We start from the raw sequence: 26,624 nt of genomic DNA on the forward strand, positions 1-26,624 counted from the left end.
CCCGCGCAGCAGCTGCCCCAGCACGCGGGTGCCGAGCAGCAGGGGTGCGGCCAGGTCGTGCGGCACGGTACGCCCGCCGGACAGCAGCAGGTCGGTCACGCTCCGGCTGTGCCGCACGAGCGGCGCCATCAGGCGGTGCCAGGCCCGGCCGTCCGGGCCGAGCCGTTCGCAGGTCGCGGCGAGATCGTGGTGGGCGAACGCCGCCCGGCCGCCGTCCAGCGGGTGGGCGTAGGCGATGTCGGGTTGCACCAGCCTGACGCCCCGCGCCGGCAGGTCGAACTCCCGGAAGAACGCGGACGCCGCCGCCATCGGGTGCACGGCGGCGCACAGGTCGTGCCGGATCCGGGAGTCGAAGAGCGCCTCGCCGCGCAGGCCGCCGCCGAGCGCCGGCGCCTGCTCGTGCACCTCCACCGTCAGTCCGGCGCGGGCCAGGGTGACGGCGGCGGCCAGGCCGTTCGGCCCGCTGCCCACCACGGCGACGTCGACTCGCGTCATACGGCCGCCTCTTCGGCCGCGAACTGCTGCAGCGCGAGCCGCCGGTACACCTCGTCGTCCTGGAGCAGCTGACGGTGGGTGCCGACCGCGCGCACCCTGCCCTCCTCCATCACGATGATCCGGTCCGCCTGCACGATGGTGGACAGCCGGTGGGCGATGGCCAGCACCGCGCACTCCCGGGCGGCCTCGGTGATCGCGTCCCGCAGCGCGGCCTCGGTGTCGCTGTCCAGATGCGCGGTGACCTCGTCCAGCAGGATCACCGCCGGCCGCTGGAGCAACGTCCGTGCGATGGCCAGGCGTTGCCGCTGGCCGCCCGACAAACCGGCGCCGCGCTCGCCGAGTTCCGTGTCCAGCCCGTCGGGCAGGCCCGCCACAAAGTCCTCCAGACTGGCGAGGCGCAGCGCGCGGGCGATGCCGGCGGCATCGGCGCTCGGGTTCGCATACGTCAGATTCTCCCGGATCGTTCCGCGCAGCAGCGGCGCGTCCTGCTCCACATACCCGACGAGCGAGCGCAGCCGCGCGAGCGGCAGCGCCGCCACGTCCTGGCCCGCGACCCGGATCGTGCCCGAGTCCGGGGTGTGGAAACGCTCGATGAGCTGGAACGCGGTCGTCTTCCCGGCCCCCGACGGGCCGACGATGGCGGTCAGGCCGCGGCTGGGCACCGTGAAGGAGACGTCCCGCAGCACCGGGGCGCCCGGCTGGTAGGAGAAGCCGACCGCCTCGAAGCGGACCGCCGGGGCGTCGGCCGGGGTGACGGGGACGGGCAGGTCACCGGCGGTCGTCCCCGCCGCCTCCTGCTCCTCCTCCTGGGGAATCGCCCCGAGCTCCGTCACGCGCTGGACGGCGGCGCGGCCCTGCTGGAGCTGGCTGATCGACATGAACAGCATCACCAGCGGCGACACCAGGTAGAAGAGGTACATCACGAAGGACGTCAGGTCGGCGGGCGACAGCGAGCCCGTGGCGACCCGGGCCATGCCCCAGGAGATGACGACGGCGAGCGAGAGCTGCGTGCCGACGTTCATCGCCGGGGTGAGCAGCGATCCGTACGCGGTGACCCGGATGCCGGTGTGCCGGGCGCGGTCGGCCAGGGCGGCCAGTTCCTCGGTCTCGCGTTCCTCGGCGCGGGACGCCTTGACGGTGGTGATGGCGCCGAGCACGCGTTGCAGCGCGGAGCCGAACGCGCCGACGTTCTCCCGGTTCTGCAGCGCCGCCCTGCGCACCTGGCGGGCCAGCAGCAGCGCGCCGGCGCTGGCCGTGCCGAGACAGCCGACGGTCGTCAGCAGCAGTTTCCAGTCCAGCCCGGCCATCAGCACCAGACCGCCGGCCACCATGAACACGGAGGTCACCATCTGCGCCAGCGCCTGGGCGATGACCAGGCAGGCGATGGAGGTGTCCGAGACGGTGCGGGCGAAGACGTCGCCGAGCTGCAACCGGGAGAAGTCCGGTATCCGGCTGCGCAGCAACCGGCCGCCGAGGGTGCGGCGGGTGTCGTAGACGATGTTCTCCCCGGCGCGGCCGATCGCGTAGGCGTGTCCGGCGCTCAGGGCCGCGTCGGCGAGGAAGAACAGCGCGATCAGGGTGAGGGGCCAGGCGAGCGACTCGTCCCGGGACACGGCCTCGATCAGCCGGCCCAGCATCCAGGGCTGTGCGAGCGTGGCCGCCGCTCCGGCCAGGCCCAGGCCGATGCCGGCGATCAGCAGGAGGCGGTGGCGGCGGACGATGTCCTTCAGGTTCATGCCGGCTTGGTGTAGGTCGTGACGAACAGGCCGGCCTCGGGCACGTAGGCGCCGCGCCGCCAGTCGCTGTAGCGGCCCTCCGGTTCCAGCCCGGCGTCCCGCGCGTAGCCGTCGACCTCGTCGGGGGTGAGCAGCCGCGCGGTCTCGGTGCCGATGCGGTGGGTGCCGTCGGCCTCGAACCACACCGTGGACACCTGCCAGATGCGCTGGTCCATGAGCAGCGTGGCGTGCATCTGGATACCGGTGTTGGGTTCCGGGTACGGCGCGAAGAACGTCGTACGGGTCAGGCCCTCGTGCTGGGCGACGATGCCGGGCCGGTTGTGCGTCTCGATGACCAGCCGGCCGCCGGGGCGCAGCAGTTCGGCCGCGCGGGCGACGACGGCCCGCTGCTCCTGCGGGTCGAGCACCAGCGCCAGCGTGGAGCACACGCAGTAGACCAGGCCGTACGTCCGCTCCGCCCGGTAGGTGCGGATGTCGCCGAGTTCGGCCGTGACCTGGCCGTCGTCGGCCTTCTTCTCCAGGGAGGTGAGCATCTCGGGCGAGGAGTCCACGCCGTGCACCGGACCCACGTGGTGCGACAGCGGCAGCGCGATGCGGCCGGTGCCGACCCCGAACTCCAGCGTGCCCCAGGAGGGATCGGGGTGGAGACGGGTCAGGGCGTCGACGGTGGCGCGGGTCGAGGCCTCGTCCCCGAAGACGCGGTCGTACCAGCCCTCGAACTGCTTGCCGTAGCCGATGTCCGCGATCGTCACTGGTTCTCCGTTTCGTTGCTGGGTCCGGTGCCTTGCTGGGGTCCGGTGCCGGCGTGGCGCCCGTCGGCGGCGCGGTGCTCAGGCCGCCTTCAGGAAGCCGGGGGAGACCGGCTTCATCGCCTGGTAGGTGGAGACGTAGAGGACCTCGGGGTCCTCGCTGTCGTCGTGACCGGCGGCGCGCACCACGGCGAACTGGAAGCCGCGTACCTGGGACACCTGCGCGGAGTCCCTGATCTGCCGCCGGATGAACTCGGCCAGGACGCGGAAGCCCGGGGAGTCCGTCGGGTCCTCACCCTTGGCGATGCTCTTGATGATGGCCGTGCAGATGTCGAAGACGGCCTTCTCCGAGCGGCGTGAGGCGAACCAGAAGGCCTGGCTCATCCTGCGGTGCTCGATCAGGTCGAGCTCCACCCACTCGGAGGTGCGGCGGCTGTCGTCGAGGGTGCGGTACAGGTAGTGGTAGTCGTGGGTGGCCGGGTTCGGGGCGAAGAACTTCCAGTTGGGGATCAGGGAGAACAGGTCCTTCGCCCGGGCCCGTTCGAACGCCGGGTGCGGGTGCTGCGCGGCGAGGGTCGTCACGAGCAGGGCCGCGCCCGCCACGCGGGTGAGGGCGCCGGGGCCGGTGAAGGCGTCCTTGAGGAGTGCGGTGGGGTTCACGGTGGCTCACTCGCCTTTCCCGGCGGCTTCCCGCTGAGGGGCCGCGGCGGTCTGCGGGTCGGACGGCATGCAGTGCTGCTCCACGAACGCGGCCAGTCGGTCCGCGGCGGTCCGCGCGAACCGGGCGTTGGTCAGGATCGTGTCGTGCCCGGCGCGCTCCACGACGGTGACGTCCCCGGGCCGGCCGGCGGCCTGGTGGGCCCGGACGAGGTCGTGGTACATCAGCAGCTGCTCGGGGTCCACGTCCACGGTCAGCTGCGCGGCGACCACCAGACCCGGGGCGGGCACCGGCTCCAGGTCCCCTTCGAAGCGGCCGAACTCCTCGCGGACCACGTCCCATTCGCGGGACGCCGCCGACCACAGCCGGGCGTCGGTGTAGAGGGAGAACACCTTGTCCCGGTAGGGGTAGGGCAGTTCGTCCACCCAGCGCGGACGGGTCATCAGCGCGCCGAACCCGGCCTTCGTCCACCGTGCCATCTCGTGGGTGGAGTCGGTGAACAGCTCCATGCCCTTGCGCTGCTTGTCCGAGCGCACCAGCTGGCCGGGGTGCGAGGGGTCCAGGTAGACGACGCCCGCCACCCGGTCGCCGAGCTGTGCGACCGCGCGCCGGTTGAACTCGGCGCCCAGGGAGTGCCCGACGAGCACGACCTTGCGGTCGTCCGGCAGCGCCTCGCGCACGAGGTCCACCAGGTCGTCCACGGACTCCTGGAGCGTGTACGGCGCGCTGCGCACCCGGCGGCTCGGCCCGTATCCGGCGCGGGCGTAGCTCACCACCGGCTGCCCGTGGTCGAAGGCGAGCCGCTCGATGATCCAGGCGAAGTGCTCGGGGGTGGAGGCGAGTCCGTGGTTGAAGACGAGGATCGGCCGGTCGGGGTGGTCCCGGCCGCCGACGTCGTACGTCAGGATGTTGCCGCACCGTGTGGTGACGGTACGGGACTTCGGCCAGCCGGCGACGGCTCGGGCGCGGCGCTGGGTGGCCAGCACACCCGCGGCGGCGGCACCCCCGGCGAGCAGCACGAGTGCGGTCTTCACCATCCGGTCGTCGCGGCCGGCGACCGCGGGGAGGGTCCGCGGCGCGGTCGTGTAGGCGATCATGGGGTGCATCGCCGGGAACGCGGTCATGAACCGGCCCAGCCCCATGACGAAGGCGTTGGCGACGTGGAAGCCGGCCGCCGAGGCGATCATCGGCCGGGTCAGCCGGCCGCCGGCGAGGTAGACGACCGGGAAGAGGCACTCCATCGCCAGCACCGAGTGCTGGACGACCTTGCTGGCCCGCGGGTAGCGCTGGGTCAGCCGGTAGGCGGGCTCGAAGCCGTAGGTGCGGGTGCGCATGACGCCGGGCAGGGCGGAGCCGTCGCGCCATTTGGTGCCGGCCATCTTGGCCCAGCCGGACGCCGCGTACGACATGTTGGCCTGGAGGGCCAGGTACCACATCAGGGCGTCCTTGACCTGCGGGCTGGGCGCCAGCCGGGCGAGCCCGTTGACCGCCTGCACCTGGGTGGCGACCTGGTCGGAGCCGTCCGTGCCGTAGCGGTGGCGGGCCTGGAGCAGGGTGGTGGTGGCGGCGAGGTAGAGGTTGCCCGCGGCCCGCCACCTGCCGTTGCCGGGCAGCAGCATGGCCGCGCTGCAGGCGACCCGGGTGGCGTGCAGGGCCAGGGTCGTGCGTCGGCCGCTCACGACGTCGGTGATCTTCTGGACGGCCGGAATCTTGCTCTCCGGCGTCTGCTTCATGATCTCCCAGTCGTTGAGACCGCCAGGACCGAGATTCCGGTGCTGATGGAGGTATTCCAGGGAGGAGGAGAGGCTGGAAAGAGCGGCAAGTCGTTCGGAAATTCCGATCGCGCGGTCCCGGTTTATCGGGACGGGCGAGAACAGCGCAGAGGCGATCTTCTTTATTCGCATCATACCCGGCTTTTCCTTTGTGTTGAACCTGCCGCCAGTAGGGTGGGAAGGCTGTCGGGCCGCGATTCCGGCGCGGCCCGACAGCGCTTGTGACCCACCCGCCGCGGAGCTTTCACAAGCCCGCTTCGCTGATCAGCAGGGGGTGCTCAGTCGGGGCGTACGGTCAGTCGTTGGCGCCCGCCTCGTACGCCTGGACGGTGACCCACGCGACACCGGCGCCGCCGGCGAAGCCGACGCCGAACGCGACCAGGCCCGGGGTGGCCTGAACCGGCATCATGGCGCCGAACTCACCGTGCGTCTCGTCCGTCAGCTCGGCCGGCGTGACGGCGGCGACGCTGTCGATGATCTTGCTCATTCCATCTCCTTCGTGGGGGGATTGGTGGATCAGCCCTCGTTGCGGCCGGCCACGTAGGCGCCGACCACGGCACCGGCACCGGCGACGCCGCCGGCGATGTACCAGCAGGTCGCGACGGCCGCCGGGGTGGCGAGGACCTGCAGGCCGGAGTCGTCCTGGTAGCCGCCCTCGAGCGGACCGAGGTCCAGCTCGTTCATGAAGGCAGAGATCTTCTGCTCCACTTGCTTGTCTCCTGTCTGCTGTCGTGCTCCTTGTGGTGCTGAACCCCGGACCGGGAAGAAGCGTCCGGGCATGCCTGACGGACGAGCCGCCGGGCAAGTCTGGGAAGGGGCCCGCTCGGTGCGGTGCGGTCAGCCGCGCACGGGCCAGCTGGTGAGGGAGACGGCCGGCCCGCAGTCACGGGTGTCCGCGCTGCCGCGGCACACCGTCAACTGACCGGTCGTCGTGGGCCGGTAGGGATCGAGCCGGACGCTCACGGGAGCCGTCCCCGTGCCGCACTGCGTGGCGTGCTTGCGGTAGGGCCCGGGGACGAAGTCGTACGTCCACCGGACCCAGACCGAGAAGCACTCCGTGCCGGAGTTCCGCAGCTCTCCCTCGACGACGAGCGCGGCCCCGAATCCGGTGCCGCTCGGCTCGGTCCACCGCGTGCCGGACGCGACGGACGTGCCGTGGGCGGCCGACCATTCCACGGCCGCCGTGCCGGAGGCGCCGGCCGCGGCCGGGCCCGCCGCCGACAGGACCGTGCAGACGGCTGCCGCCGCGCACAGGACGCGACCACCCGGCCGGTTGATCATCGGTTACCCCCTGGAATGCACAATGAAAAACGTGGTCTGGCGGCGATGAATCCCGCGCGAATTCGGTGTGAATTCGCATTCACCCGGTGCATCGAGCCGCGAAGCAATCCTTCGACAGGAAGAAGTACGGGGCAAGACCGATCCCGTCGAAAGATCTCGCTTACGCAATGTTCCGGCCAGTCCCGGAATGAGGCGGTGCCAAGTATGACGGACAAGGAACCCTTTACTTGCTTTGTCTGGGTTTTACTGAACGTTGCCCCGCACTTTGGACGCCCCGGCCGCCGGGAAGTGCCCGTTTCGCGGCTCCGCCTAACGCGCCTCCCTGCCCTGCGCAACAGGGCAAAACGGTTTATTCCGGCCGCTCCGCGGGTTGTCGCACCGGCCGTGGCGAGTTTTGGCCAATGGCGCGATCGCCTCTCCGGAATGAGACATTCCTGCCCCGTGAAAACGTGAATAGGAATCCACTACTCCGATTGTTCCGTCGGCCGCCCGTCCGGATCGCCTACGCTGCCGCCATGCCCCCGGCCAAGAAACGCACCCGTTCCTACGACCCCGCCAAGATCCGCGCCGCCGTCCTCGCCCAGTTCGGGAACGTACGCCGGGCCGTCCAGGGGCTCGACGACGCGCAGCTCGCCCTGCCGACCCGGCTCGGGGACTGGACGGTCCGGGAGCTGGCCGCGCACGTGACCATGGCCGTGGAGACGGTCAGCCGCAACCTCGACCGCGAGGAGCCCGCCAAGGCCGAGCTGGCCCTGCTGGACTGGCCCTTCGCCACCGCCGGCCGCGCCGCCGACATCGCCGACGGCACCCGTGACCTCGCCGCCGCTCACCCCGACCTCGACGCGCTGTACGCCCGCACCGAGGAGCGCCTCACGCAGAGGCTGGCCGAGGCGCCCGGCGACCGTCTCCTCGCCGCCCGTACCGGCGCCATGACCCTCGCCGACTACCTGGTCACCCGAACCGTCGAGCTCGTCGTCCACACCGACGACCTCAACGCCGCCGTGCCCGGCCTCGACATCCCGCAGGACCGCCAGGCGCTCGCCGCCTGCACCCGGCTGCTCGCCGACGCGCTCGCCGCGAAGGTGCCCGGCGGATCGACGGAGGTGCGGATCCCGCCGTACGCGGTGGTGCAGTGCGTGGAGGGGCCGCGGCACACCCGCGGTACCCCGCCGAACGTCGTCGAGACCGACCCGCTGACCTGGATCCGCCTGGCCACCGGCCGGACCGCCTGGGCGGACGCGGTGTCCGACGCGAAGGTCAGCGCCAGCGGTGAGCGGGCGGACCTCGGCCCGTACCTTCCTCTGCTGCGCTGACGGGAACCAGTCCCTCCGCCGCTCCGTCGAATCGACATGTACAGGCAGAAGCGGCACACGCAGCGCACGATCCTCACGGCGGCCGTCGCCGCGCTCGTCCCGCTCGCGGCGGCGTGCGGCACCGAGAAGGCGGGCGGCGGCAGCAGCTCCGCCGAGCCCGCGGCACCGGTCACCGGCATCCGCTGGAGCATCGACAGCGTCACCGTCGACGGCACCACCCACCGGGCGCCCTCCGACGCCCATGTGACCCTCGCCGACGACGGCCGCTCCGAGGGCAGCTACGGCTGCAACACCTTCAGCGCACGCACCGACGTCGACGGCGACCGCATCCGTCTCAGCGACGCCATGTCCACCGAGATGGCCTGCGACGACAAGCCCATGGCCTTCGAGAGCACCCTCGCCCGCACCCTCACCGACGGTGGCGCCCTGAAGGCCGAGGTGAACGACGACCGCCTGACCCTCACCACCGCCGACGGCGCCACGATCCGCCTCACCAGGAGCCAGGACGCCGCGCTGCACGGCACCAAGTGGACCGTCACCACCCCCGCCACCGACAGCCGCGCCCACCTCACCTTCGACAAGGACGAGGGCACCGTCTCCGGCAACCTCGGCTGCAACGACGTCAACGCGAAGGCCACGGTGCGCGACGGCCGTATCATCCTGGGCCCTCCGGCCGCGACCCGAATGATGTGCGAAGACTCACTCATGGACGGCGAGCGGGCGCTGATGAAGCTGTTCGACGGCACGGTCGAGTACCGCATCGATCATCGAACGCTGACGCTGACCAGCGAAAACGGCACGAGCGTCCGGGCCGTCGCCGCGCGGTGATCGACTCCTGACCCCGCATCCCGCATTCGGACCAGCCCGCGGCCTCGCCTACACTCGGAGACGTGCCACGTGGTGACGGACGACTCAACCACGACCTGCTCCCCGGCGAGAAGGGCCCCCAGGACGCTTGCGGCGTCTTCGGTGTCTGGGCTCCGGGCGAAGAGGTCGCCAAGCTCACGTACTTCGGGCTCTACGCCCTCCAGCATCGGGGTCAGGAATCCGCGGGAATCGCGGTCAGCAACGGCTCCCAGATCCTCGTCTTCAAGGACATGGGCCTCGTTTCCCAGGTCTTCGACGAGACCTCGCTCGGTTCGCTCCAGGGTCACATCGCGGTCGGACACGCCCGCTACTCGACCACCGGCGCCTCCGTGTGGGAGAACGCCCAGCCGACGTTCCGCGCCACCGCGCACGGATCCATCGCGCTCGGCCACAACGGCAACCTGGTCAACACGGCGGAGCTCGCCGAGATGGTCGCCGAACTGCCCAAGGAGAACGGCCGCGCCCCCAAGGTCGCCGCCACCAACGACACCGACCTGATCACCGCCCTGCTGGCCGGCCAGCGCGCCGCCGACGGCGAGCCGGTGACCGTGGAGCAGGCCGCGCACGTGGTCCTCCCGCAGGTCAAGGGCGCCTTCAGCCTCGTCTTCATGGACGAGCACACCCTGTACGCGGCCCGTGACCCGCAGGGCATCCGCCCGCTGGTCCTCGGCCGCCTCGAGCGCGGCTGGGTGGTCGCCTCCGAGTCCGCCGCCCTCGACATCTGCGGCGCCAGCTTCGTCCGCGAGATCGAGCCGGGCGAGTTCGTCGCCATCGACGAGAACGGACTGCGCACCTCCCGATTCGCGGAAGCGAAGCCCAAGGGCTGTGTCTTCGAGTACGTGTACCTGGCCCGCCCGGACACCGACATCGCCGGCCGGAACGTGTACCTCTCGCGCGTCGAGATGGGCCGCCGCCTCGCCAAGGAGGCCCCGGTCGAGGCCGACCTGGTCATACCGACCCCGGAGTCCGGCACCCCGGCCGCGATCGGCTACGCGGAGGCCTCCGGCATCCCGTTCGGCGCCGGTCTGGTGAAGAACGCGTACGTCGGACGTACGTTCATCCAGCCCTCGCAGACGATCCGGCAGCTCGGCATCCGCCTGAAGCTGAACCCGCTCAAGGAAGTCATCAAGGGCAAGCGTCTGGTCGTCGTGGACGACTCGATCGTGCGCGGCAACACCCAGCGCGCCCTGGTCCGCATGCTCCGCGAGGCGGGCGCCGCCGAGGTCCACATCCGGATCTCCTCGCCGCCCGTGAAGTGGCCCTGCTTCTTCGGCATCGACTTCGCCACGCGCGCGGAGCTCATCGCCAACGGCATGACGATCGAGGAGATCGGCACCTCGCTGGGCGCCGACTCACTCGCGTACATCTCCATCGACGGCATGATCGAGGCGACCACCATCGCCAAGCCGAACCTGTGCCGCGCCTGCTTCGACGGCGAGTACCCGATGGACCTGCCCGACCCGGAGCTGCTCGGCAAGCAGCTGCTGGAGACGGAGCTGGCCGCCGGTCCGGCCGCCACGGCCGCGGCCGACGCGATCCGCCGCCCGTAAAGCCTCGTACGTTTCACCAACCCGAAAGATCCCAGGCAATGTCTGAGACATCTACCGGTGCTTCCGGTGCGTCCTACGCGGCTGCAGGCGTCGACATCGAAGCGGGCGACCGCGCCGTCGAGCTGATGAAGGAGTGGGTGAAGAAGACGCAGCGCCCCGAGGTCCTCGGCGGCCTCGGCGGCTTCGCCGGCCTCTTCGACGCCTCCGCCCTCAAGCGCTACGAGCGGCCCCTGCTCGCGTCCGCCACGGACGGCGTCGGCACCAAGGTCGACATCGCCCGGCAACTCGGCGTGTACGACACCATCGGCCACGACCTGGTCGCCATGGTCATGGACGACATCGTGGTGTGCGGTGCCGAGCCGCTGTTCATGACCGACTACATCTGCGTCGGCAAGGTCCACCCCGAGCGGGTCGCCGCCATCGTCAAGGGCATCGCCGAGGGCTGTGTGCTGGCCGGCTGCGCCCTGGTCGGCGGCGAGACGGCCGAACACCCCGGCCTGCTGGGCCCGGACGACTTCGACGTCGCCGGCGCCGGTACGGGCGTCGTGGAGGCCGACCGGCTGCTCGGCGCGGATCGCATCCGTACGGGTGACGCGGTGATCGCCATGGCGTCCTCCGGGCTTCACTCCAACGGGTACTCCCTCGTCCGGCACGTCCTGCTGAACCAGGCCGGGCTCGCCCTGGACGCCCGCATCGAGGAGTTCGGCCGCACCCTCGGCGAGGAGCTGCTGGAGCCGACCAAGATCTACTCGCTGGACTGCCTGGCGCTGATGCGCACCACCGAGGTGCACGCCTTCAGCCATGTCACCGGCGGCGGCCTCGCGGCCAACCTGGCCCGCGTGATCCCGGACGGGCTGCACGCGATCGTGGACCGGTCCACCTGGACCCCGGCCCCGGTGTTCGACCTGGTCGGCCGGACCGGTTCGGTCGAGCGGCTGGAGCTGGAGAAGACCCTGAACATGGGCGTCGGCATGATCGCGATCGTGCCGGAGGAGTCCGCCGACGTGGCGCTGGCGACGCTGGCCGACCGCGGGGTGGACGCCTGGGTGGCCGGCGAGATCACCGAGCGCGGCGAGCACACCACGGGCGCGGCCCTGGTCGGGGACTACGCGAGCTGATCATCGGGGGTGCTGCCCGGGCCCTCGCGGTGCGGGCAGCACTGAACGCGGTGCGGGCAGCACTAAACCCGGCCGGTGACTCTCGTCACCCGACCGGGTTGATGCTCAGTACAAGGTCAAGCGCCTCGACGCTGCTGCGAGGACTGGTCGTCCTCGTCCTCCTCGTCGTCCTCGTAGAGGTCGGCGTACTTGGCGTACAGGTCGTCGTCGTGCTCATCGTCCTCGAAATGGTCGCCGTTAGGCGACTGGTTCGACGTCGATGCGCCCAGCTCCTCGGCCAGGCGTGCGAGGTCCGTCCCACCGCTGTTGTACTTCAGCTGGCGGGCGACCTTCGTCTGCTTGGCCTTGGCCCGGCCGCGCCCCATGGCTCGACCCCCTCAACGACGGGGCTCGACGGCCCCAGAGTCTGACACGCGTTCATGGTCCGGAACGGACTCTCCGTGGAGAGGCCGGTCCGTAGGGCTTCCACGGTACCTGAGCCCGCGCCCATACGGTACGTCGCCCGCAGGACGTGCCTGCGCCCAGGACCTTCGAGGCGCCCCGTCCTCGCTGGTCAATCGCGATTTTAACCACTTATCGACGGGCGACCCGCCGGGAGAAGTGAGAGTTCTCTCTAACTGCCCACCGGCGGGTACCGGTCAAACGTGCGAACCCCGCTCGCGCGTCGGACGGCTCGCCCGAGTGCGCCGGACTCACCGCACCGGACGCGCCTCCGCCATCCGCTGCTCGGCGATCCGGTCGGCCGCGGCGGCCGGCGGAATCCCGTCCGCCTTCGCACGTGCGAATATGGCCAGCGTGGTGTCGAAGATCTTCGACGCCTTCGTCTTGCACCGGTCGAAGTCGAAGCCGTGCAGCTCGTCGGCGACCTGGATGACACCGCCCGCGTTCACCACGTAGTCCGGCGCGTAGAGGATCCCGCGGTCCGCGAGGTCCTTCTCCACGCCCGGGTGGGCGAGCTGGTTGTTGGCGGCGCCGCAGACCACCTTGGCGGTCAGCACCGGCACGGTGTCGTCGTTCAGCGCGCCGCCGAGCGCGCAGGGGGCGTAGATGTCCAGGCCCTCGGTGCGGATCAGCGCCTCGGTGTCGGCGACGGCGCTGACACCCACCGGGTGCCGGTCGAGGATCCGGCGCACCGCGTCCTCGCGGACGTCGGTGATGACGACCTCGGCGCCCTCGGCCCGCAGGTGCTCCACCAGGTGGTGACCGACCTTGCCGACGCCCGCGACGCCGACCTTGCGGTCGCGCAGCGACGGGTCGCCCCACAGGTGCTGCGCGGAGGCCCGCATGCCCTGGTAGACGCCGAACGCGGTGAGCACGGAGGAGTCGCCCGCGCCGCCGTTCTCGGGGGAGCGCCCGGTGGTCCAGCGGCACTCACGGGCCACGACGTCCATGTCGGCGACGTAGGTGCCGACGTCGCAGGCGGTGACGTACCGGCCGCCCAGCGAGGCCACGAACCGCCCGTAGGCGAGCAGCAGCTCCTCGCTCTTGATCTGCTCCGGGTCGCCGATGATCACGGCCTTGCCGCCGCCGTGGTCGAGACCGGCCATGGCGTTCTTGTACGACATCCCGCGCGCGAGGTTCAGCGCGTCGGCGACGGCCTCCTCCTCGGTCGCGTACGGGTAGAAGCGCGTACCGCCGAGGGCGGGGCCCAGCGCGGTGGAGTGGATGGCGATGACGGCCTTGAGGCCGCTGGCACGGTCCTGACAGAGCACGACTTGCTCATGACCCCCCTGGTCCGACCGGAACAGGGTGTGCAGGACGCCGTCAGATACGTCGGTCACTGTGGTGACTCCTGAGTAAGTAGCGGCGGGTGAGGACAGCTCCCGTACGGGTGGCGGGGACTGTTGAGCACGAGATTAGAGCCTGTCGGCCCCGACGGCGGCAGCGTGTTCAGGATCACCTCCGACCGGAGTACCCGCGTGCGACGATTTGCATGGATTTCCCGCATGCCCCCGCGTGTCCGCCGCGGGGGCTCCCGGAGGTTTTCGCGGCGGTGCGGGGGGGAGGGAGCAGGCGTGCCCAAGGTGTCCTCGGTGATCGTCCCCTACGCGACCTACCTGCGCGTCTACGAACCCCTGGCCGCCTTCCCCGAGCCGGAGCGCGGCCACTGGGCGCGGTACGCCCGCCGCCCGGAACGCCCCTCCTACCAGGACGAACTCCGCCGGGCCCTGGCCGGCCTGGTCCCCACCCCGCCGGTCGCCGTGCCGGTGCACGAGAGCGACGACGCGTTCGTGCTGGAGGTCGACGGCGTGGTCTGCGTCTGCCCCTGGCGCACCCGGCTGCGCGGCTGGCAGGCGCTCGGCGAGCTCGCCGAGGACTTCCCGCTGCCCGTCCTGGACGCCCTGCTGCCCGCGGTCGTACGCCGCCAGGCCGCCCAGGACTACGAGCGCTGGCTCGTCGACCACCCCGACGCCCGGCCGTGGATCCGCACGGCGACCTGGCAGGTGCCGATCAACTGGTTCGTGCTGTTCACCGACGAGGAGCGCGAGTACGACAAGGGCTCCGCCGACGAGGCGCCGGTGCTGCGCTACCGCACGCCGATGGTCGAGGCGCGGCGACGGGTGGCGCGGGGGCTGCGGGCGCTGAGGAACGCGATGGACGAGGGGCCGCTGATCGACGGCTTGGTGGACGTGGGGCGCTGGCTGGAGGAGTTCCACCCGCGCTCGTACGTCGAGCTCGACTACGGCGGCCTGGTGCACGCCCTGCCGTCCGGCGCCCTGGAGGACGACCACTCGGCGGCGGACGTGGCGGAGGGCATCGCGGCCCTGCGCGCCGGCGACGGGGAGACCGCGACAGCGGCGTACGGGCGGCTGGTGGAGCGGTGGCGTGCGGTGCGGGACCTGCGCTCCGCGAACTGAGCGGGAGCGGGCGGTGTGCACCGAGCGTGAGCGGGCGAGCGCGAACTGACGTTTGACCAAACGCTCTTCTTGGGGTTTCGTCTTCGCCCTGAGGCTGCGTCAACACGCACCTGACAACGGACAAGCGTGACGGACCGCACTTACACGGCCCTTGCGTCGCTTGCCCACCCTCATGCCAAAATAGGACAAGGAGTCCGGGGAGGACTCCTCCGTCCTGCTGTGCTCCATTGCGGGCGGAATCTCAGCATTGCACGCTTTGGGGGATCTGGTGACTCCTGATCGTCCTGTGACTGATCGTCACAGCGGCGTGACTGTCCGCTATGGCATGGTCCATCGGCTTCCGCGGCTGATGAACACCTGGGAGGGCAATTCCGTCGGTTTGGCCGACGCCGCTGGACAGATGGTGTAGTTGTAGTGCCGAGGACAAGCCGTTCGTCCTATAACCGACTCGACTCGCGTCCGCCATTTCGGGCAACGCGGGTCAAGGTGCAGAATTTAGAGGAAAGAACCGAGAAGGTTCGGTTCTCCCGAGGAGGCCGCTCATGACCGCTCGCACCCCTGATGCCGAGCCGCTGCTGACCCCGGCTGAGGTCGCCACCATGTTCCGCGTCGACCCGAAGACGGTCACGCGCTGGGCGAAGGCCGGCAAGCTCACGTCGATCCGCACGCTCGGCGGGCATCGCCGCTACCGCGAGGCCGAGGTCCGCGCTCTGCTCGCGGGCATCCCGCAGCAGCGCAGCGAGGCCTGAACAACTGAATATCCGGGCAAACCGGCAGGTCCCCCAACCCGCCGAAGCGCCCAGAACCCTTAGCTCCAAGCGACGCGGGGACTGCCCCAACAGGCCCCTCGCCCAAGCCGATCAGAGCTTCGTCAGCAACTGAACAAGGGTGCGTCGTCGATCGCGCTGGACTCCGCCGGGTCCAGCGCGATCTTTTTTGTGCGCCGGCCGGGCGGCTGGGCTGGGGTTGTGCGCGGGCTTGTGGGGGCCTGTGAGGACAGTGCAATGGCACATATTAAATTGACGGGTTGTAGGAGGGGGTTAAGGAGAGCAGTTCCCAAAACTCATCCGGTGACACCCGTCACATACCAGTCGGCTTGTTGAGCCCGTGGCATATGCGCTAGAGGGAACGGGCGTTGGCGGCACCCTCGCCGTCAGCGGGGCGGGGACCGGACTCCAGGGCCAGCCGCAGCAGGCGATGGCAGATCGGGCAGTGGCGCGTGAGATGCCGATACGACGCGGCCGCCGCCAGATGCGCCCGCAGCAGCGCCCGCGCCTGATGCCTGCCCGATCCCGCCATACGCCACCTCCGAGGGGCCACCGGGAAAGCGGGCCCTGCCTTCTGACGTACTGGGAGAGCGGTGGACCGTCAAGACGGCCGGGAGGGCCGCACAGAGGCCGCACAGGGGCACGGAGGGCTCACGGGCGAGACGGAGAGGAGGCCGGGAGAGGGTTCACGGGCGACGCACGGAGGCCGCCGACACGGGCGAACACGAAGAAGCCCGGGTCCGAAGACCCGGGCTTCTCATCAACTATGCGGTCCTGACGGGATTTGAACCCGCGGCCTCCACCTTGACAGGGTGGCGAGCACTCCAAACTGCTCCACAGGACCAGGTTTCGCAGTGCGATTCGTGCGTTGCGCTGCGAGAAGAGACTGTACAGGAGGGGAGCCCCCTGGTCGAACTCACCCTGCGTACCGGCTCCGTCACGGCGCCAGCGCGTCGATCGCCTTCACGATCCGCTTGTCCGACACCGGGTACGCCGTGCCCAGCGCGTGGGCGAAATAGCTGACGCGGAGCTCCTCGATCATCCACCGGATGTCCAGGACCTGCTGGGGAACCGGCCGCCCCTGCGGCATCTGCTCCAGCAGCCAGGCGTACTCGTCCCGCATCTCGTGGACCTTCTCCATGCGGGTGGTGTCCCGCTGGACGTTCGTCGGCATCTGCTGGAGCCGGCGATCGGCGGCCACCAGGTAGCGCATCAGATCCGGCAGACGCCGCACCCCTGCCTCCGTGACGAAGCCCGGCTTCACCAGCCCGTCCAGCTGCGCCCGTACGTCCTGGAGGTTCCGCAGCAGCGCCGGGCTGCGTACGCCCTTCAGGCGGCGCTCACAGGCCTGCCAGGCGGCCAGCACCTGCTGCACCTGGCCCACCGTGCGGACCGTCGTGTCGACGATCTCCGCGCGGACCTTCTCGTAGAGCTTCCGGTACGACTCCTCGTCCCACGCCGGCCCCCCGAAGTCCCCGATCAGCTTGTCCGCCGCGGCGCTCGCGCAGTCGTCGAACAGTGCCTGGACGGAGCCGTGGGGATTCGCGGACAGGGCGAGCTTCTGGGGGTTCGTCAGACGGTCGCTCGCGAACTTCGCCGGGTTGACCGGGATGGTGCGCAGGATCAGCCGGCGCGTGCCCTTCCACATCGCCTCGGCCTGCTCCTCCTCGGTGTCGAAGAGGCGCACCGAGACCGTGTCGCCGTCGTCCACCAGCGCCGGGTACGCCTTCACCGGCTGGCCGGCGCGGCGCGTCTCGAAGACGCGGGTGAGCGTGCCGATCGTCCAGTCCGTCAGGCCCGTGCGCTCCAGCGACTCGCCGCCCTGGCGTACCGCGCTGGCGGCGGCCGCCTGCGAAATGGCTTTGCGTGCCTTCGGCTTGAGCTTCAGCTTCAGCGCTTCGAGGTCCTTGTCCTCGGCCAGCTTGCGCCGTCGCTCGTCGACGATCCGGAACGTGATCTTGAGGTGATCGGGGACCTTCGCCCAGTCGAAGTCGTCCGCTTCGAAGGGGACGCCGACCATGCGCTTCAGCTCACGCGCCATCGTCGTCGTCAGCGGCTCCTGAAGGGGCACCGCCCGCTCCAGGAACGCCTTCGCGTAGTTCGGCGCGGGCACGTAGTTGCGGCGGATCGGCTTCGGCAGCGAGCGGATCAGCTCCGTGACGACCTCTTCGCGCAGGCCCGGGATCTGCCAGTCGAAGCCCTCGTCCGTGACCTGGTTGAGGACCTGGAGCGGGATGTGCACCGTCACACCGTCCGCGTCAGCGCCCGGCTCGAACTGGTAGGTCACCTTGAACTTCAGCGGGCCCTGACGCCAGGTGTCCGGGTAGTCGGCCTTGGTGACCGCCTCCGCCGACTCCCGGATGAGCATCTCCCGCTCGAAGTCCAGGAAGTCCGGCTGCTCGTGCCGCTTGCGCTTCCACCACGAGTCGAAGTGCGCCCCGGAGACGACGTGTTCGGGGATCCGCTGGTCGTAGAAGTCGAACAGCGTCTCGTCGTCCACGACGATGTCCCGGCGCCGGGCGCGGTGCTCCAGCTCCTCGACCTCGGAGAGCAGCTTGCGGTTGTCCGCGAAGAACTTGTGGTGCGTGCGCCAGTCGCCCTCCACCAGGGCGTTGCGGATGAACAGCTCGCGGGAGACCTCCGGGTCGATCCGCCCGTAGTTCACCTTGCGCTGGGCGACGATCGGCACGCCGTACAGCGTGACCTTCTCGTACGCCATCACGGCCGCCTGGTCCTTCTCCCAGTGCGGCTCGCTGTAGGTGCGCTTGAGCAGATGCCCGGCGAGCGGCTCGACCCACTCCGGCTCGATCTTCGCGTTGACCCGCGCCCAGAGCCGGCTCGTCTCCACCAGCTCGGCGGACATCACGAAACGCGGCTGCTTCTTGAACAGGGCCGAGCCGGGGAAGATCGCGAACTTGGCGTTGCGCGCGCCCAGGTACTCGTTCTTGTTGCCGTCCTTCACGTCCTTCATGCCGATGTGCGACAGCAGACCGGCGAGGAGGGAGACGTGGATCCGGTCGGCGGGGGCTTCGTCCTCGTTGAGGTGGATGCCCATCTGCTTGGCGACCGTGCGCAGCTGGGTGTAGATGTCCTGCCACTCACGGATCCGCAGGAAGTTCAGATACTCCTGCTTGCACATCCGGCGGAACGAGCTGGAGCCGCGCTCCTTCTGCTGCTCGCGGATGTACTTCCACAGGTTCAGGTAGGCGAGGAAGTCGCTGGTCTCGTCCTTGAAGCGGGCGTGCTGCTGGTCCGCCTGGGTCTGCTTGTCGGCGGGGCGCTCGCGCGGGTCCTGGATGGACAGCGCGGCGGCTATCACCATCACCTCGCGCACACAGCCGTTCTTGTCGGCCTCCAGCACCATGCGGGCCAGGCGCGGGTCCACGGGCAGCTGGGCCAGCTTGCGGCCGGTCTCGGTGAGCCGCTTGCGGGGGTCCTTCTGCGCCGGGTCGAGCGCGCCGAGCTCCTGCAGCAACTGCACACCGTCGCGGATGTTGCGGTGGTCCGGCGGGTCGATGAAGGGGAACTTCTCGATGTCGCCGAGGCCGGCAGCGGTCATCTGGAGGATGACGGAGGCGAGGTTCGTCCGGAGGATCTCCGCGTCCGTGAACTCGGGGCGGGCGAGGAAGTCGTCCTCGGAGTACAGGCGGATGCAGATGCCGTCGGACGTACGGCCGCAGCGGCCCTTGCGCTGGTTGGCGCTGGCCTGCGAGACCGGCTCGATCGGCAGGCGCTGCACCTTGGTGCGGTGGCTGTAGCGGGAGATACGGGCGAAGCCGGGGTCGACGACGTACTTGATGCCGGGGACGGTGAGGGACGTCTCGGCGACGTTGGTCGCCAGCACGATCCGGCGCCCGCTGTGCGGCTGGAACACCCGGTGCTGCTCGGCGTGCGACAGCCGGGCGTACAGCGGCAGCACCTCGGTGAACCTGTACTGCTTCTTGGTCAGCGCGTCGGCGGTGTCGCGGATCTCCCGCTCGCCGGAGAGGAAGACCAGGATGTCGCCGGGCCCCTCGGCCATCAGCTCCTCGACGGCATCGGTGATCGCGGTGATCTGATCCCGGTCGGCGTCGTCCGAGTCCTCCTCGAGAAGGGGCCGGTAGCGCACCTCCACGGGGTAGGTCCGCCCGCTGACCTCGATGATCGGCGCGTCGCCGAAGTGCCGGGAGAAACGCTCCGGGTCGATGGTCGCCGAGGTGATGACGACCTTGAGGTCCGGGCGCTTCGGCAGCAGCTGGGCGAGATAGCCCAGCAGGAAGTCGATGTTGAGGGACCGCTCGTGGGCCTCGTCGATGATGATCGTGTCGTAGGCGCGCAGCTCGCGGTCGGTCTGGATCTCGGCGAGCAGGATGCCGTCGGTCATCAGCTTGACGAAGGTGGCGTCCGGGTTCACCTGGTCGGTGAAGCGCACCTTCCAGCCGACGGCCTCGCCGAGCGGCGTCCGCAGTTCCTCGGCCACCCGCTCGGCCACCGTGCGCGCCGCGATACGACGCGGCTGGGTGTGCCCGATCATGCCGCGCACGCCCCGCCCGAGCTCCATGCAGATCTTCGGGATCTGCGTGGTCTTCCCGGAACCGGTCTCACCGGCCACGATCACGACCTGGTGGTCGCGGATCGCCTCGGCGATCGCGTCCTTCTTCTGGCTGACGGGCAGCTGCTCGGGATACGTGACCTCGGGCACGCGGGCACGCCGCGCGGCCATCCGCTCCTCGGCCCGGCCGACCTCCGCCTCGATCTCGGCGAGCACGGCGGCCCGGGCCTCCGGCTTACGAATCTTGCGCGCACCTTCGAGCCGCCGCCCGAGCCGGTGCGCGTCACGCAACGACAGCTCGGACAGACGGGAGGCAAGGGCACCGAGGGCGGGGGCGGGGGCGGGATGCGTGGACATACGGATTCCAGGATCTCATCCCGCCGAAAATCCCGGCGAATGGTTTTGTCCCCGGCCCCGGTGGCGCGTCGCACACTCCACGGAAGATGATCACCCTGCCCGCCGGACCGGACCTATGGAGATGACCGACATGCGGCTGCGCTGCGCCGTCCTGGACGACTTCCAGAACATCGCCACCACCTTGGCCGACTGGGGCCCCGTCCGGGACCAGGTGGACGTCGTGAGCTTCACGGAGCACATCGCGGACGAGGACGAACTCGCCGCGGCACTCACCGGCTTCGACATCGTGGTGACCCTCCGGGAACGCGTCCCCTTCCCCGCCGGCCTCCTCGACCGGCTGCCCCGGCTGAAACTGCTCGTCGCCTCCGGCATGCGCAACACGGTCATCGACTACGCCGCGGCCGCGCGCAACGGCGTCACCGTCTGCGGCACCCGCAGCGCCTCCACCCCGCCGGTCGAGCTCACCTGGGCGCTCCTGCTGGGTCTGGCCCGGGGCCTCGTCACCGAGAACCACGCCCTGCGCTCCGGCGGCCCCTGGCAGTCCACGGTCGGCGCCGATCTGCACGGCCGCCGGCTGGGCCTGCTCGGCCTGGGCAAGATCGGCAGCCGGGTCGCGCGGATCGGCCTCGCCTTCGGCATGGAGGTCAGCGCGTGGAGCCAGAACCTCACCCGGGAGCGCGCCGAGGAGGTGGGCGTCCATTTCGCGCCCTCCAAGGAGGAGCTGCTGCGTGAGAGCGACTTCGTCTCCGTGCACCTCGCCCTGGGGGACCGGACCCGGGGCCTGATCGGCGCGACCGAGCTGGCCCTGCTCAAGCCGACCGCGTACCTGATCAACACTTCGCGTGCGGCCATCGTCGACCAGGACGCGCTGCTGACCGCACTCCACGAGGGGCGGATCGCCGGGGCCGGCATCGACGTCTTCGACATCGAGCCGCTCCCCGACGGCCACCCGATGCGGACCGCCCCCCGCCTCCTGGCGACCCCGCACCTCGGCTACGTCACCGAGGACAACTACCGCAGGTACTACGGCGACGCCGTCGAGAACATCGAGGCGTTCCTGGCCGGCACTCCGGTCCGCCGCCTGGGTTGAGCACGACGACAAGGGCCCCGTTCCGGAGAACGGGGCCCTTGGTGCGGTGGCTGGGGCCGGGGTCGAACCGGCGACCTTCCGCTTTTCAGGCCGTGTCCGGCGGTGGAGGGGACTGGTCACAGTGGGCGCCTACAGCCTGGGTTGGATGCGGATGTGCGCTGCTGTTGGCGTACGGGTTGGCGTACGCCGGGGTGTCCGCTACCTGCACTTACGCCGCAGACCGGAGGCGGGTCGGCGCTGGCGTGCGATCCGTGAATCCGTGGTCCGCCGTCCGGGCCGGTCGCTGTGCTAGCCACCCAGAGACGCGCGGTCCCCCGTTCACCGCGTTGCCTTCGCGGACCGTGCGGACGTGCGTGAATCCCTGTTCTAGGTAGTAGCGCTGTAGCCCCTCGTTCGTCGTCCACGCATCCAGCCGAAGCCATTCGGCCCCGGCGTGGTACGCCCTGTCCCCGGCCCAGTCGAGCAGACGACCACCCAGGTTCTGACCTGCGTACTCACGGGCCACGGTGAGCTTGTTGACGAACATGGACGGCTCGGACAGTTCTGCATCCGTCCAGAGCCCGTCTTCGGCGTCCGGAGTGAGCGTGATGGTGCCGGCCGTCGTGTGTCCGTCGCGCAGCATGAACACAGTTCCGGCTTCGATGGTGGCCAGTAGCTTGTCCGCCGGATACGGTCGGCTCCACTGGTCCGAGCCGAGAGCACGCAGCCAAGCCGCTGCCTCCTCACGGAAGGCGAGCAGCTTGGCAAGGTCGTGCGGCTCCGCGGGAGCGATGATCACGCATCCTCATTTCGGGCGCCAAGGTCGCCGATCTCGTAGTTCATCCGGTTCAGGTCACCGCGGAATGTCGTGATCGTGCAGCGGATGGGGCGATCCACGGAGTAGCCGGTGCGCGTCCAGAGCAGCACCGGGACGCCTGCCCCGATCTCCAGTAGGCGGGCTTCGTCCGGGGTCGGCATACGCGTGGAGATCTCGTCGAAGTACCCGATCTGCTCGATGCCGTGGGCCGCCAGGTAGCGAGTGGTGCCCTCTTCGATGTCTCCGGGGTCGCCCAGCCGTGGCGACTGCTCAACCAGCCATGCCGGGTAGTACGTGGCCTGCGTCGACCACGGCACGTCGTCGACGTATCGGTGACAGAACCGGAGCACGGTCTTGGAGCCTGCCTCTACCCGGAGTCGCTGGGCAATGTCTTCGGGTGCGGGGAGCATCTCCACGCGGAACGTTTGGTGCGGCCGACGCCCAGCGTTCGTGACGTTGGTGTTGTAGGCGTCGCCGTTCTGGGGGAACGTCAGGTTCTCGAAGCGTGACGCGTTCAGCTCGAAGACCTCGTGCGACCTGACCTCGTACCCCAGCCCCTGGCTGGACGCGATGAGTCCTTCGCCGACCAGCAGGCTGAGACCGTTCCGCACGGTGTTCCGCGATGCGTCGAACCGTGCCTGTAGCTCGCTCTCGGATGGCAGCCGCGACCCCGGCGGAAACGTGCCGTTGTCGATCTCGCGGCGCAGGGCATCGGCCACCTGCCGGTACTTCGGCTGCTTGTTCATGCCCTCATCATGACGCACTCGCGCAACTTGTTGGTACATGTGGGCCCCAATCCCTTGACGACTCACTGTCCGTGGGTGCAGCATCACTGCATCAGCTTGTACCAACAAGTTGAGCAGGTGGTGCAGCACCTATGAGTGTGCCTGCCTGCGCTGACATCACGCCGCCCGGAGGGCTCTGAAGGGCTCGAAGGAAGCGCAGGGATCTTGAGAACTGCATAGGTGGGCCCCGTCTCCCCGAGTCGAAAAGACGGACCGCGTGGCATCAGGCCGCGCCCTCATGTCCCTGCGAACGCGGGAGGTCGGTGTGTACCGACGACATATCCAGGCGCCGCCGGTTCGGACCGGCCGGCGGTGCCGCTGTAGTTCGGTCCGCTCTGGCTTCGCAGCGCTGACGCTGCGGCCGGCTGCCTCTCCCGCCCGTCCGTTCAGCGCAGCGCGTTGGGCGTACGGGCGGGGGCGCGGGGAGCCGGATCTTCCGACCCCAACGGCGAGCGGCTCCCGGGTGGCACCCCGGGAGCCGCAACGGGCCGCTGATCTTTCGGAGAGGACTCACGACCCATGGAGCACATCGTCACTGTTCGGGACGCTGTTACCGCGTTCGCCGACTTCATGGAGCCGACGAATGCGGAGCTGGACGCGATCGAGCGGGAGATGTCCGTCATCCTGGCGGACGTCGACCTGCTGGACGCGCAGATCATCACGCTTGACCGCGCGCCGACCGAGCTGGACGCCCGCCGGATCCGCCGGGCCCGCCGCCGGGCGCTCGCCGCGCGGGTCGCGCTGGTCAACCGCGGCTGCGACGCGAGCCTGCCGGGGGGTGCCGCATGAGCGCCGCCGACGCGAACCTGACCGCCGCGCACGCTGAGGTGAAGGCGGAGATCACGCGGACGGACACCAAGGCGGCGCTGTTGCTGGCGTTCGTCGGTGCCGTGCTCGCCGGGGTCTGGTCGGTCGCCCGGGATCTGCCGCTGAACCGGCCGGCCTGCATCGCGGGCGGTGTCGGGGTGGCGCTGCTGGTCGTGGCGGCCGGTCGGCTGCTGCGGTCGGTGCGACCGCTGAGCGGCAGCCATGGCTTCCCGCTGTGGGCGACGCTCACCCCCGAGGAGATCACCACGGCGGTCGAACGGGACCTGTCCGCCGACATCGCCGGGCTGTCCCGGTTGGCTGTCGCCAAGTACACCGCCCTGCGCCACGCGGTCGACCTGATCCGCACCGGCGGGGCCCTGCTCGTCCTCGCCGCCCTGCTCGCCGCGGGAGGTGCCGCATGAGGACGCTGACCGCGCAGATGTCGGGCGACGGCAGCGGTTGGCGTCTGTACGTCGTGCTGTTCGAGGAGCGGGACTGGCCCACGTTCCGGTGGGAGCGGTCCGGCCCGGCGCCGACCGTGGCGGAGCGCCGGATGGCGCTGAGCACACTCGGCTACGAGGTGGCGCCGGGTGCGGTGTGGTCCTGGACGGAGGACAGCCAGGACCCCGACGACGACTCCACCCCGGTCCTGCTGATCGCGGCGGTCAGGGTGCGCGGTCAGGAAGGGGGTGCGGCATGAGTGCCAAGACTGTTCTTCCGGCCGTCGCGATGACGGCCGTGTCCATGGTCCTCACCCTGGCTGTGGTGGTGATGTGGCTCGGTACGGCGGTGCCGTGGCCGGTCGCCCTGGTCGTCGGTCTGGGCATCGACGGCGGTTGGCTGGCCACCCTCGCCTACGAGCGCCGCCTCGCCGCGCAGGGCGACCACAACCGCACCGTGACCACGGTCGGCTGGTCGTTCGGTCTCCTTGCTTCCGGTGTCCTGGTCGCGCATGCGCTGACCGTGGACCACTCTGCTGCCGCGTGGCTGGCGGTCGCCTGGTTGCCGGTTGCGGCGAAGGCGCTGTGGCTGGTGCACGGGCTGTGGGAGCGGACCGCGCTGACCCCGAACGCGCTGGACGCCATCCGGGGAATCCAGCAGGAGGCCCGCGACGAAGCGGCCGTGGCCCGCGCCCGGCTGCGAGCCGAGGCGGCCACCGAGGAGACCCGGCTGACGGCCGTGACGGAGGCCGGTGCCCGCGTCGCCCGCGTCCAGGCCAAGACTGCGCAGACGCTCTCGACGGCGTGGTCGACGCTGGAGACGGCCCGCCAGGGTGAGGAGACGGGCAGGGCGCTGAACTGTGTGACGGCCCGCGTCACACCCGGTGTCACCCCCCGCTGGGAGCTGCCGGTGTGGGGGCCGACCGAGCCGGTGGCGGCGCTGCCGCTGGACGCTGGTCCGGCGCTCACGGATGAGGCGCTGGACGTCATCGTGCAGGAGATCCGGCACAGCGAGACGCCCGCCCTGTCGTACCGCGAGATGGCTTCCCGTTTCCGGGCCGCCGGGCATTCCGCCTCCGAGGTCCGGCTGCGTGCGGCGTGGAAGCGCGTCGCATGATGCGCCGGCCGCGTGTGCTGGATCTGTTCTGCTGCGCGGGCGGGGCGTCGATGGGCTACTGGCGGGCCGGGTTCGACGTGGTCGGGGTGGACATCGTCCGGCGTGCTGCGTACCCGTTCCCGTTCGTCGAAGGGGACGCTCTGGATGCGGCGCGGGAGTTGTGCCAGGAATTCGATCTGGTCCACTACTCCCCGCCGTGTCAGGCGTCCTGCGCGCTGACCAAGGGAACCAACCGGGGCCGCCGCTCGCACATCGACCTCATCCCGCAGGTCCGCGAGGTGTGCGAGTGGTACGGCGTGCCGTACGTCATCGAGAACGTGCAGGGCGCCCGGCTGCGCAAGGACCTGCTGTTGTGCGGGGAGATGTTCGGGCTCGGGGTGATCCGGCACCGCTACTTCGAGCTGGGACTGTACTGGCGACCCGCCCCCGCTGCGCACCGGCCGCACCGTGGCCCGGTGCGCGGCTGGCGGCACGGCGTCTGGCGCGACGGGCCCTACATCGCCGCGTACGGCAAGGGCGGTGACAAGGGCAGCATCCGCGAGATGCAGCGGGCCATGGGCATCACGTGGACGGACGTCCATGAGGAGCTGACCGAGGCGATACCGCCCGCCTACACCGAGTACATCGGCCGGGACTTCATCGCCGACGGTTGGGGTGCCCGCACCGTACCGGACACCTCGCAGCGTCTGCGTCTGCTCGCCCGGCGCGAGTCTCACCCCGCTGAGCTGGGGATGGCCGCGTGATGGGGGCGCTGCCGGTGTTCCGGTGGCGCCTGGCCCCGGACGGCTACGCCACCCGCCGCCAACTCCGCGCTCTCGGGTTGCGGCCCGGCGGTCAGGAGGTTGCCGCTCAGCTCGAACGGCCGCGCCGTCGGCGCCCGCCGCTGGTGGCCTACCTGTACCGCGTCGACCTCGCCGTGCCGGTCCGGCCGATGACGCCGGGCCGGTGGGCGGCGCTCGACAAGGCGAATGCCGCCCGCCGCACCTGCCCGTCCTGCCGGCGTGATGCCGGATACGTCATCCCCGCCGCGCTCGGCATGTGTGTGCCGTGCGCCTACCCCGGCCCGCGCGGGCCGGAAGGGAGTACTTCGCGATGAGCAGTGCTGACCTGCGTCGTCTGGATCGGGAGATCCGGCAGACCACGAAGAAGTTGGAGGCCGTGCGGCGTGGTGAGTTGTGGCCGCTGAACGGCAGCGAGCGGCGCGCGATGGCCCGCGCTCTGGCCGGTGGCGCCTACAAGGTGGCCCGGGGGCGTAGCGCCGGTCGGGCCGAGACGCAGATGGAGTCCACCACTTCGGCCGCGGAGATGCGGCTGAACGCGGAGCTGACCGCCCTGCACAGCGAGCGGCAGCGGCTGACCACCGAGGCCGCCCGCGCGAAGGCGGCCAAGAAGTCGAAGGGGTGGTGGTGACCGCGCCCCCGCGCCCCCTCACCACTGTGTGACGGCGCACGTCTTTTGCTGCCGGGGTGGCCGCCCCTGCCACGGCTCGGGCCACCCCGGCTCTCCCTCACTCCCGCCTCGCCAGGGGCAGTCAGGA

28 protein-coding genes and 1 tRNA gene are annotated in these 26,624 nt (G+C 70.4%); 14 read left to right on the forward strand and 15 right to left on the reverse strand.

From position 1 onward, the window contains the following. The 8 genes from N4P33_RS09760 to N4P33_RS09795 form a co-directional block, all read right to left on the reverse strand. The coding region (locus N4P33_RS09760; RefSeq protein ID WP_260825931.1) for an NAD(P)/FAD-dependent oxidoreductase at positions 1-495 on the reverse strand (495 nt) is incomplete at its 3' end. Further along, entirely contained in the window at positions 492-2,231 is a 1,740-nt protein-coding gene (locus tag N4P33_RS09765) for an ABC transporter ATP-binding protein (RefSeq protein ID WP_260825932.1), read from the reverse strand. The genes N4P33_RS09760 and N4P33_RS09765, both read right to left, overlap by 4 nt. Then, positions 2,228-2,983, reverse strand: a complete 756-nt coding sequence (locus tag N4P33_RS09770; protein ID WP_260825933.1) for a trans-aconitate 2-methyltransferase — start codon at positions 2,981-2,983, stop codon at positions 2,228-2,230. The genes N4P33_RS09765 and N4P33_RS09770 overlap by 4 nt, the downstream gene beginning before the upstream one ends. 78 nt (positions 2,984-3,061) lie before the next feature. Beyond that, the gene (locus tag N4P33_RS09775) at positions 3,062-3,640 is read right to left on the reverse strand and encodes a hypothetical protein (protein ID WP_260825934.1); all 579 of its coding nucleotides are present in this window, start codon (positions 3,638-3,640) and stop codon (positions 3,062-3,064) included. A gap of 6 nt (positions 3,641-3,646) precedes the next feature. After that, positions 3,647-5,545 (reverse strand): alpha/beta fold hydrolase, encoded by a 1,899-nt coding sequence (locus N4P33_RS09780; protein ID WP_260825935.1) that lies wholly within the window; start codon positions 5,543-5,545, stop codon positions 3,647-3,649. Between the two features lie 160 nt (positions 5,546-5,705). Further along, a complete protein-coding gene (locus tag N4P33_RS09785; RefSeq protein WP_260825936.1) occupies positions 5,706-5,897 on the reverse strand; it encodes a hypothetical protein in 192 nt (63 codons plus the stop codon). 29 nt (positions 5,898-5,926) lie between these two features. Beyond that, a complete protein-coding gene (locus N4P33_RS09790; protein ID WP_260825937.1) occupies positions 5,927-6,118 on the reverse strand; it encodes a hypothetical protein in 192 nt (63 codons plus the stop codon). Between the two features lie 129 nt (positions 6,119-6,247). Then, positions 6,248-6,691, reverse strand: coding sequence for a hypothetical protein (locus tag N4P33_RS09795; RefSeq protein ID WP_260825938.1), 444 nt, complete (start codon positions 6,689-6,691; stop codon positions 6,248-6,250). 515 nt (positions 6,692-7,206) lie between these two features. On the opposite strand from N4P33_RS09795, the gene N4P33_RS09800 reads away from it, so the two are divergent. The 4 genes from N4P33_RS09800 (at position 7,207) to purM (ending at position 11,539) form a co-directional block, all read left to right on the forward strand. Beyond that, positions 7,207-8,004, forward strand: a complete 798-nt coding sequence (locus N4P33_RS09800) for a maleylpyruvate isomerase family mycothiol-dependent enzyme (RefSeq protein ID WP_260825940.1) — start codon at positions 7,207-7,209, stop codon at positions 8,002-8,004. Between the two features lie 36 nt (positions 8,005-8,040). Next, positions 8,041-8,832: an META domain-containing protein gene (locus tag N4P33_RS09805; protein WP_260825941.1), complete on the forward strand. Its 792-nt coding sequence runs from the start codon at positions 8,041-8,043 to the stop codon at positions 8,830-8,832. A 62-nt stretch (positions 8,833-8,894) separates the two neighbouring features. After that, entirely contained in the window at positions 8,895-10,421 is a 1,527-nt protein-coding gene (gene purF, locus N4P33_RS09810) for an amidophosphoribosyltransferase (RefSeq protein ID WP_260825942.1), read from the forward strand. 38 nt (positions 10,422-10,459) lie between these two features. Next, positions 10,460-11,539, forward strand: a complete 1,080-nt coding sequence (purM, locus tag N4P33_RS09815) for a phosphoribosylformylglycinamidine cyclo-ligase (RefSeq protein ID WP_260825943.1) — start codon at positions 10,460-10,462, stop codon at positions 11,537-11,539. A 116-nt stretch (positions 11,540-11,655) separates the two neighbouring features. On the opposite strand, the gene N4P33_RS09820 is transcribed toward purM, so the two are convergent. After that, positions 11,656-11,904: a DUF3073 domain-containing protein gene (locus tag N4P33_RS09820; protein WP_260825944.1), complete on the reverse strand. Its 249-nt coding sequence runs from the start codon at positions 11,902-11,904 to the stop codon at positions 11,656-11,658. A 327-nt stretch (positions 11,905-12,231) separates the two neighbouring features. Then, positions 12,232-13,320, reverse strand: a complete 1,089-nt coding sequence (locus N4P33_RS09825; protein ID WP_260825945.1) for a Glu/Leu/Phe/Val dehydrogenase dimerization domain-containing protein — start codon at positions 13,318-13,320, stop codon at positions 12,232-12,234. A 234-nt stretch (positions 13,321-13,554) separates the two neighbouring features. Between N4P33_RS09825 and N4P33_RS09830 the strand changes: the two genes are divergently transcribed. After that, positions 13,555-14,397, forward strand: coding sequence for a hypothetical protein (locus N4P33_RS09830; RefSeq protein WP_260825946.1), 843 nt, complete (start codon positions 13,555-13,557; stop codon positions 14,395-14,397). A gap of 542 nt (positions 14,398-14,939) precedes the next feature. Beyond that, complete coding sequence (bldC, locus tag N4P33_RS09835; RefSeq protein ID WP_003949541.1) at positions 14,940-15,146, forward strand: developmental transcriptional regulator BldC; 207 nt, start codon at positions 14,940-14,942, stop codon at positions 15,144-15,146. Between the two features lie 370 nt (positions 15,147-15,516). Here bldC and N4P33_RS09840 read toward each other — a convergent pair whose 3' ends face one another. The 3 genes from N4P33_RS09840 to hrpA form a co-directional block, all read right to left on the reverse strand. Further along, positions 15,517-15,696 carry a DUF6274 family protein gene (locus N4P33_RS09840; protein ID WP_260825947.1) on the reverse strand — a complete coding sequence of 60 codons (180 nt, stop codon included), beginning with the start codon at positions 15,694-15,696 and terminating at the stop codon, positions 15,517-15,519. 237 nt (positions 15,697-15,933) lie between these two features. Beyond that, positions 15,934-16,008, reverse strand: a tRNA-Asp gene (locus tag N4P33_RS09845). A 93-nt stretch (positions 16,009-16,101) separates the two neighbouring features. Continuing rightward, positions 16,102-20,052, reverse strand: a complete 3,951-nt coding sequence (gene hrpA, locus N4P33_RS09850; RefSeq protein WP_260825948.1) for an ATP-dependent RNA helicase HrpA — start codon at positions 20,050-20,052, stop codon at positions 16,102-16,104. 130 nt (positions 20,053-20,182) lie between these two features. Here hrpA and N4P33_RS09855 point away from each other — a divergent pair, with 130 nt between their 5' ends. Next, positions 20,183-21,142: a D-2-hydroxyacid dehydrogenase family protein gene (locus N4P33_RS09855; RefSeq protein ID WP_260825966.1), complete on the forward strand. Its 960-nt coding sequence runs from the start codon at positions 20,183-20,185 to the stop codon at positions 21,140-21,142. Between the two features lie 208 nt (positions 21,143-21,350). Here the strand turns inward: N4P33_RS09855 and N4P33_RS09860 are convergent, their stop codons facing one another. Together N4P33_RS09860 and N4P33_RS09865 are read right to left on the reverse strand one after the other, a co-directional pair. Further along, a complete protein-coding gene (locus tag N4P33_RS09860; RefSeq protein ID WP_260825949.1) occupies positions 21,351-21,920 on the reverse strand; it encodes a GNAT family N-acetyltransferase in 570 nt (189 codons plus the stop codon). Continuing rightward, positions 21,917-22,684 carry a GntR family transcriptional regulator gene (locus tag N4P33_RS09865; protein ID WP_260825950.1) on the reverse strand — a complete coding sequence of 256 codons (768 nt, stop codon included), beginning with the start codon at positions 22,682-22,684 and terminating at the stop codon, positions 21,917-21,919. Before N4P33_RS09865 ends, N4P33_RS09860 begins: the two co-directional genes overlap by 4 nt. A gap of 558 nt (positions 22,685-23,242) precedes the next feature. Between N4P33_RS09865 and N4P33_RS09870 the strand changes: the two genes are divergently transcribed. The 7 genes from N4P33_RS09870 to N4P33_RS09900 are packed head-to-tail and all read left to right on the forward strand — an operon-like array spanning position 23,243 to position 26,497. Then, a complete protein-coding gene (locus tag N4P33_RS09870; protein WP_260825951.1) occupies positions 23,243-23,512 on the forward strand; it encodes a DUF6284 family protein in 270 nt (89 codons plus the stop codon). Continuing rightward, positions 23,509-23,952 carry a Pycsar system effector family protein gene (locus N4P33_RS09875; RefSeq protein ID WP_260825952.1) on the forward strand — a complete coding sequence of 148 codons (444 nt, stop codon included), beginning with the start codon at positions 23,509-23,511 and terminating at the stop codon, positions 23,950-23,952. Before N4P33_RS09870 ends, N4P33_RS09875 begins: the two co-directional genes overlap by 4 nt. Then, positions 23,949-24,230, forward strand: coding sequence for a DUF6303 family protein (locus N4P33_RS09880; RefSeq protein WP_260825953.1), 282 nt, complete (start codon positions 23,949-23,951; stop codon positions 24,228-24,230). The genes N4P33_RS09875 and N4P33_RS09880 overlap by 4 nt, the downstream gene beginning before the upstream one ends. Next, positions 24,227-25,087, forward strand: coding sequence for a protein spdB (locus N4P33_RS09885; RefSeq protein WP_260825954.1), 861 nt, complete (start codon positions 24,227-24,229; stop codon positions 25,085-25,087). The genes N4P33_RS09880 and N4P33_RS09885 overlap by 4 nt, the downstream gene beginning before the upstream one ends. Beyond that, entirely contained in the window at positions 25,087-25,830 is a 744-nt protein-coding gene (locus tag N4P33_RS09890; protein WP_260825967.1) for a DNA methylase, read from the forward strand. Before N4P33_RS09885 ends, N4P33_RS09890 begins: the two co-directional genes overlap by 1 nt. Further along, on the forward strand, positions 25,830-26,183 hold the full coding sequence (locus N4P33_RS09895; RefSeq protein WP_260825968.1) for an RRQRL motif-containing zinc-binding protein: 354 nt from the start codon (positions 25,830-25,832) through the stop codon (positions 26,181-26,183). Before N4P33_RS09890 ends, N4P33_RS09895 begins: the two co-directional genes overlap by 1 nt. Then, positions 26,180-26,497, forward strand: a complete 318-nt coding sequence (locus N4P33_RS09900; RefSeq protein ID WP_260825955.1) for a hypothetical protein — start codon at positions 26,180-26,182, stop codon at positions 26,495-26,497. Before N4P33_RS09895 ends, N4P33_RS09900 begins: the two co-directional genes overlap by 4 nt. The last annotated feature ends 127 nt before the right edge of the window (positions 26,498-26,624 follow it).

It is taken from the genome of Streptomyces sp. 15-116A (assembly GCF_025290915.1).
GTDB lineage: Bacteria > Actinomycetota > Actinomycetes > Streptomycetales > Streptomycetaceae > Streptomyces.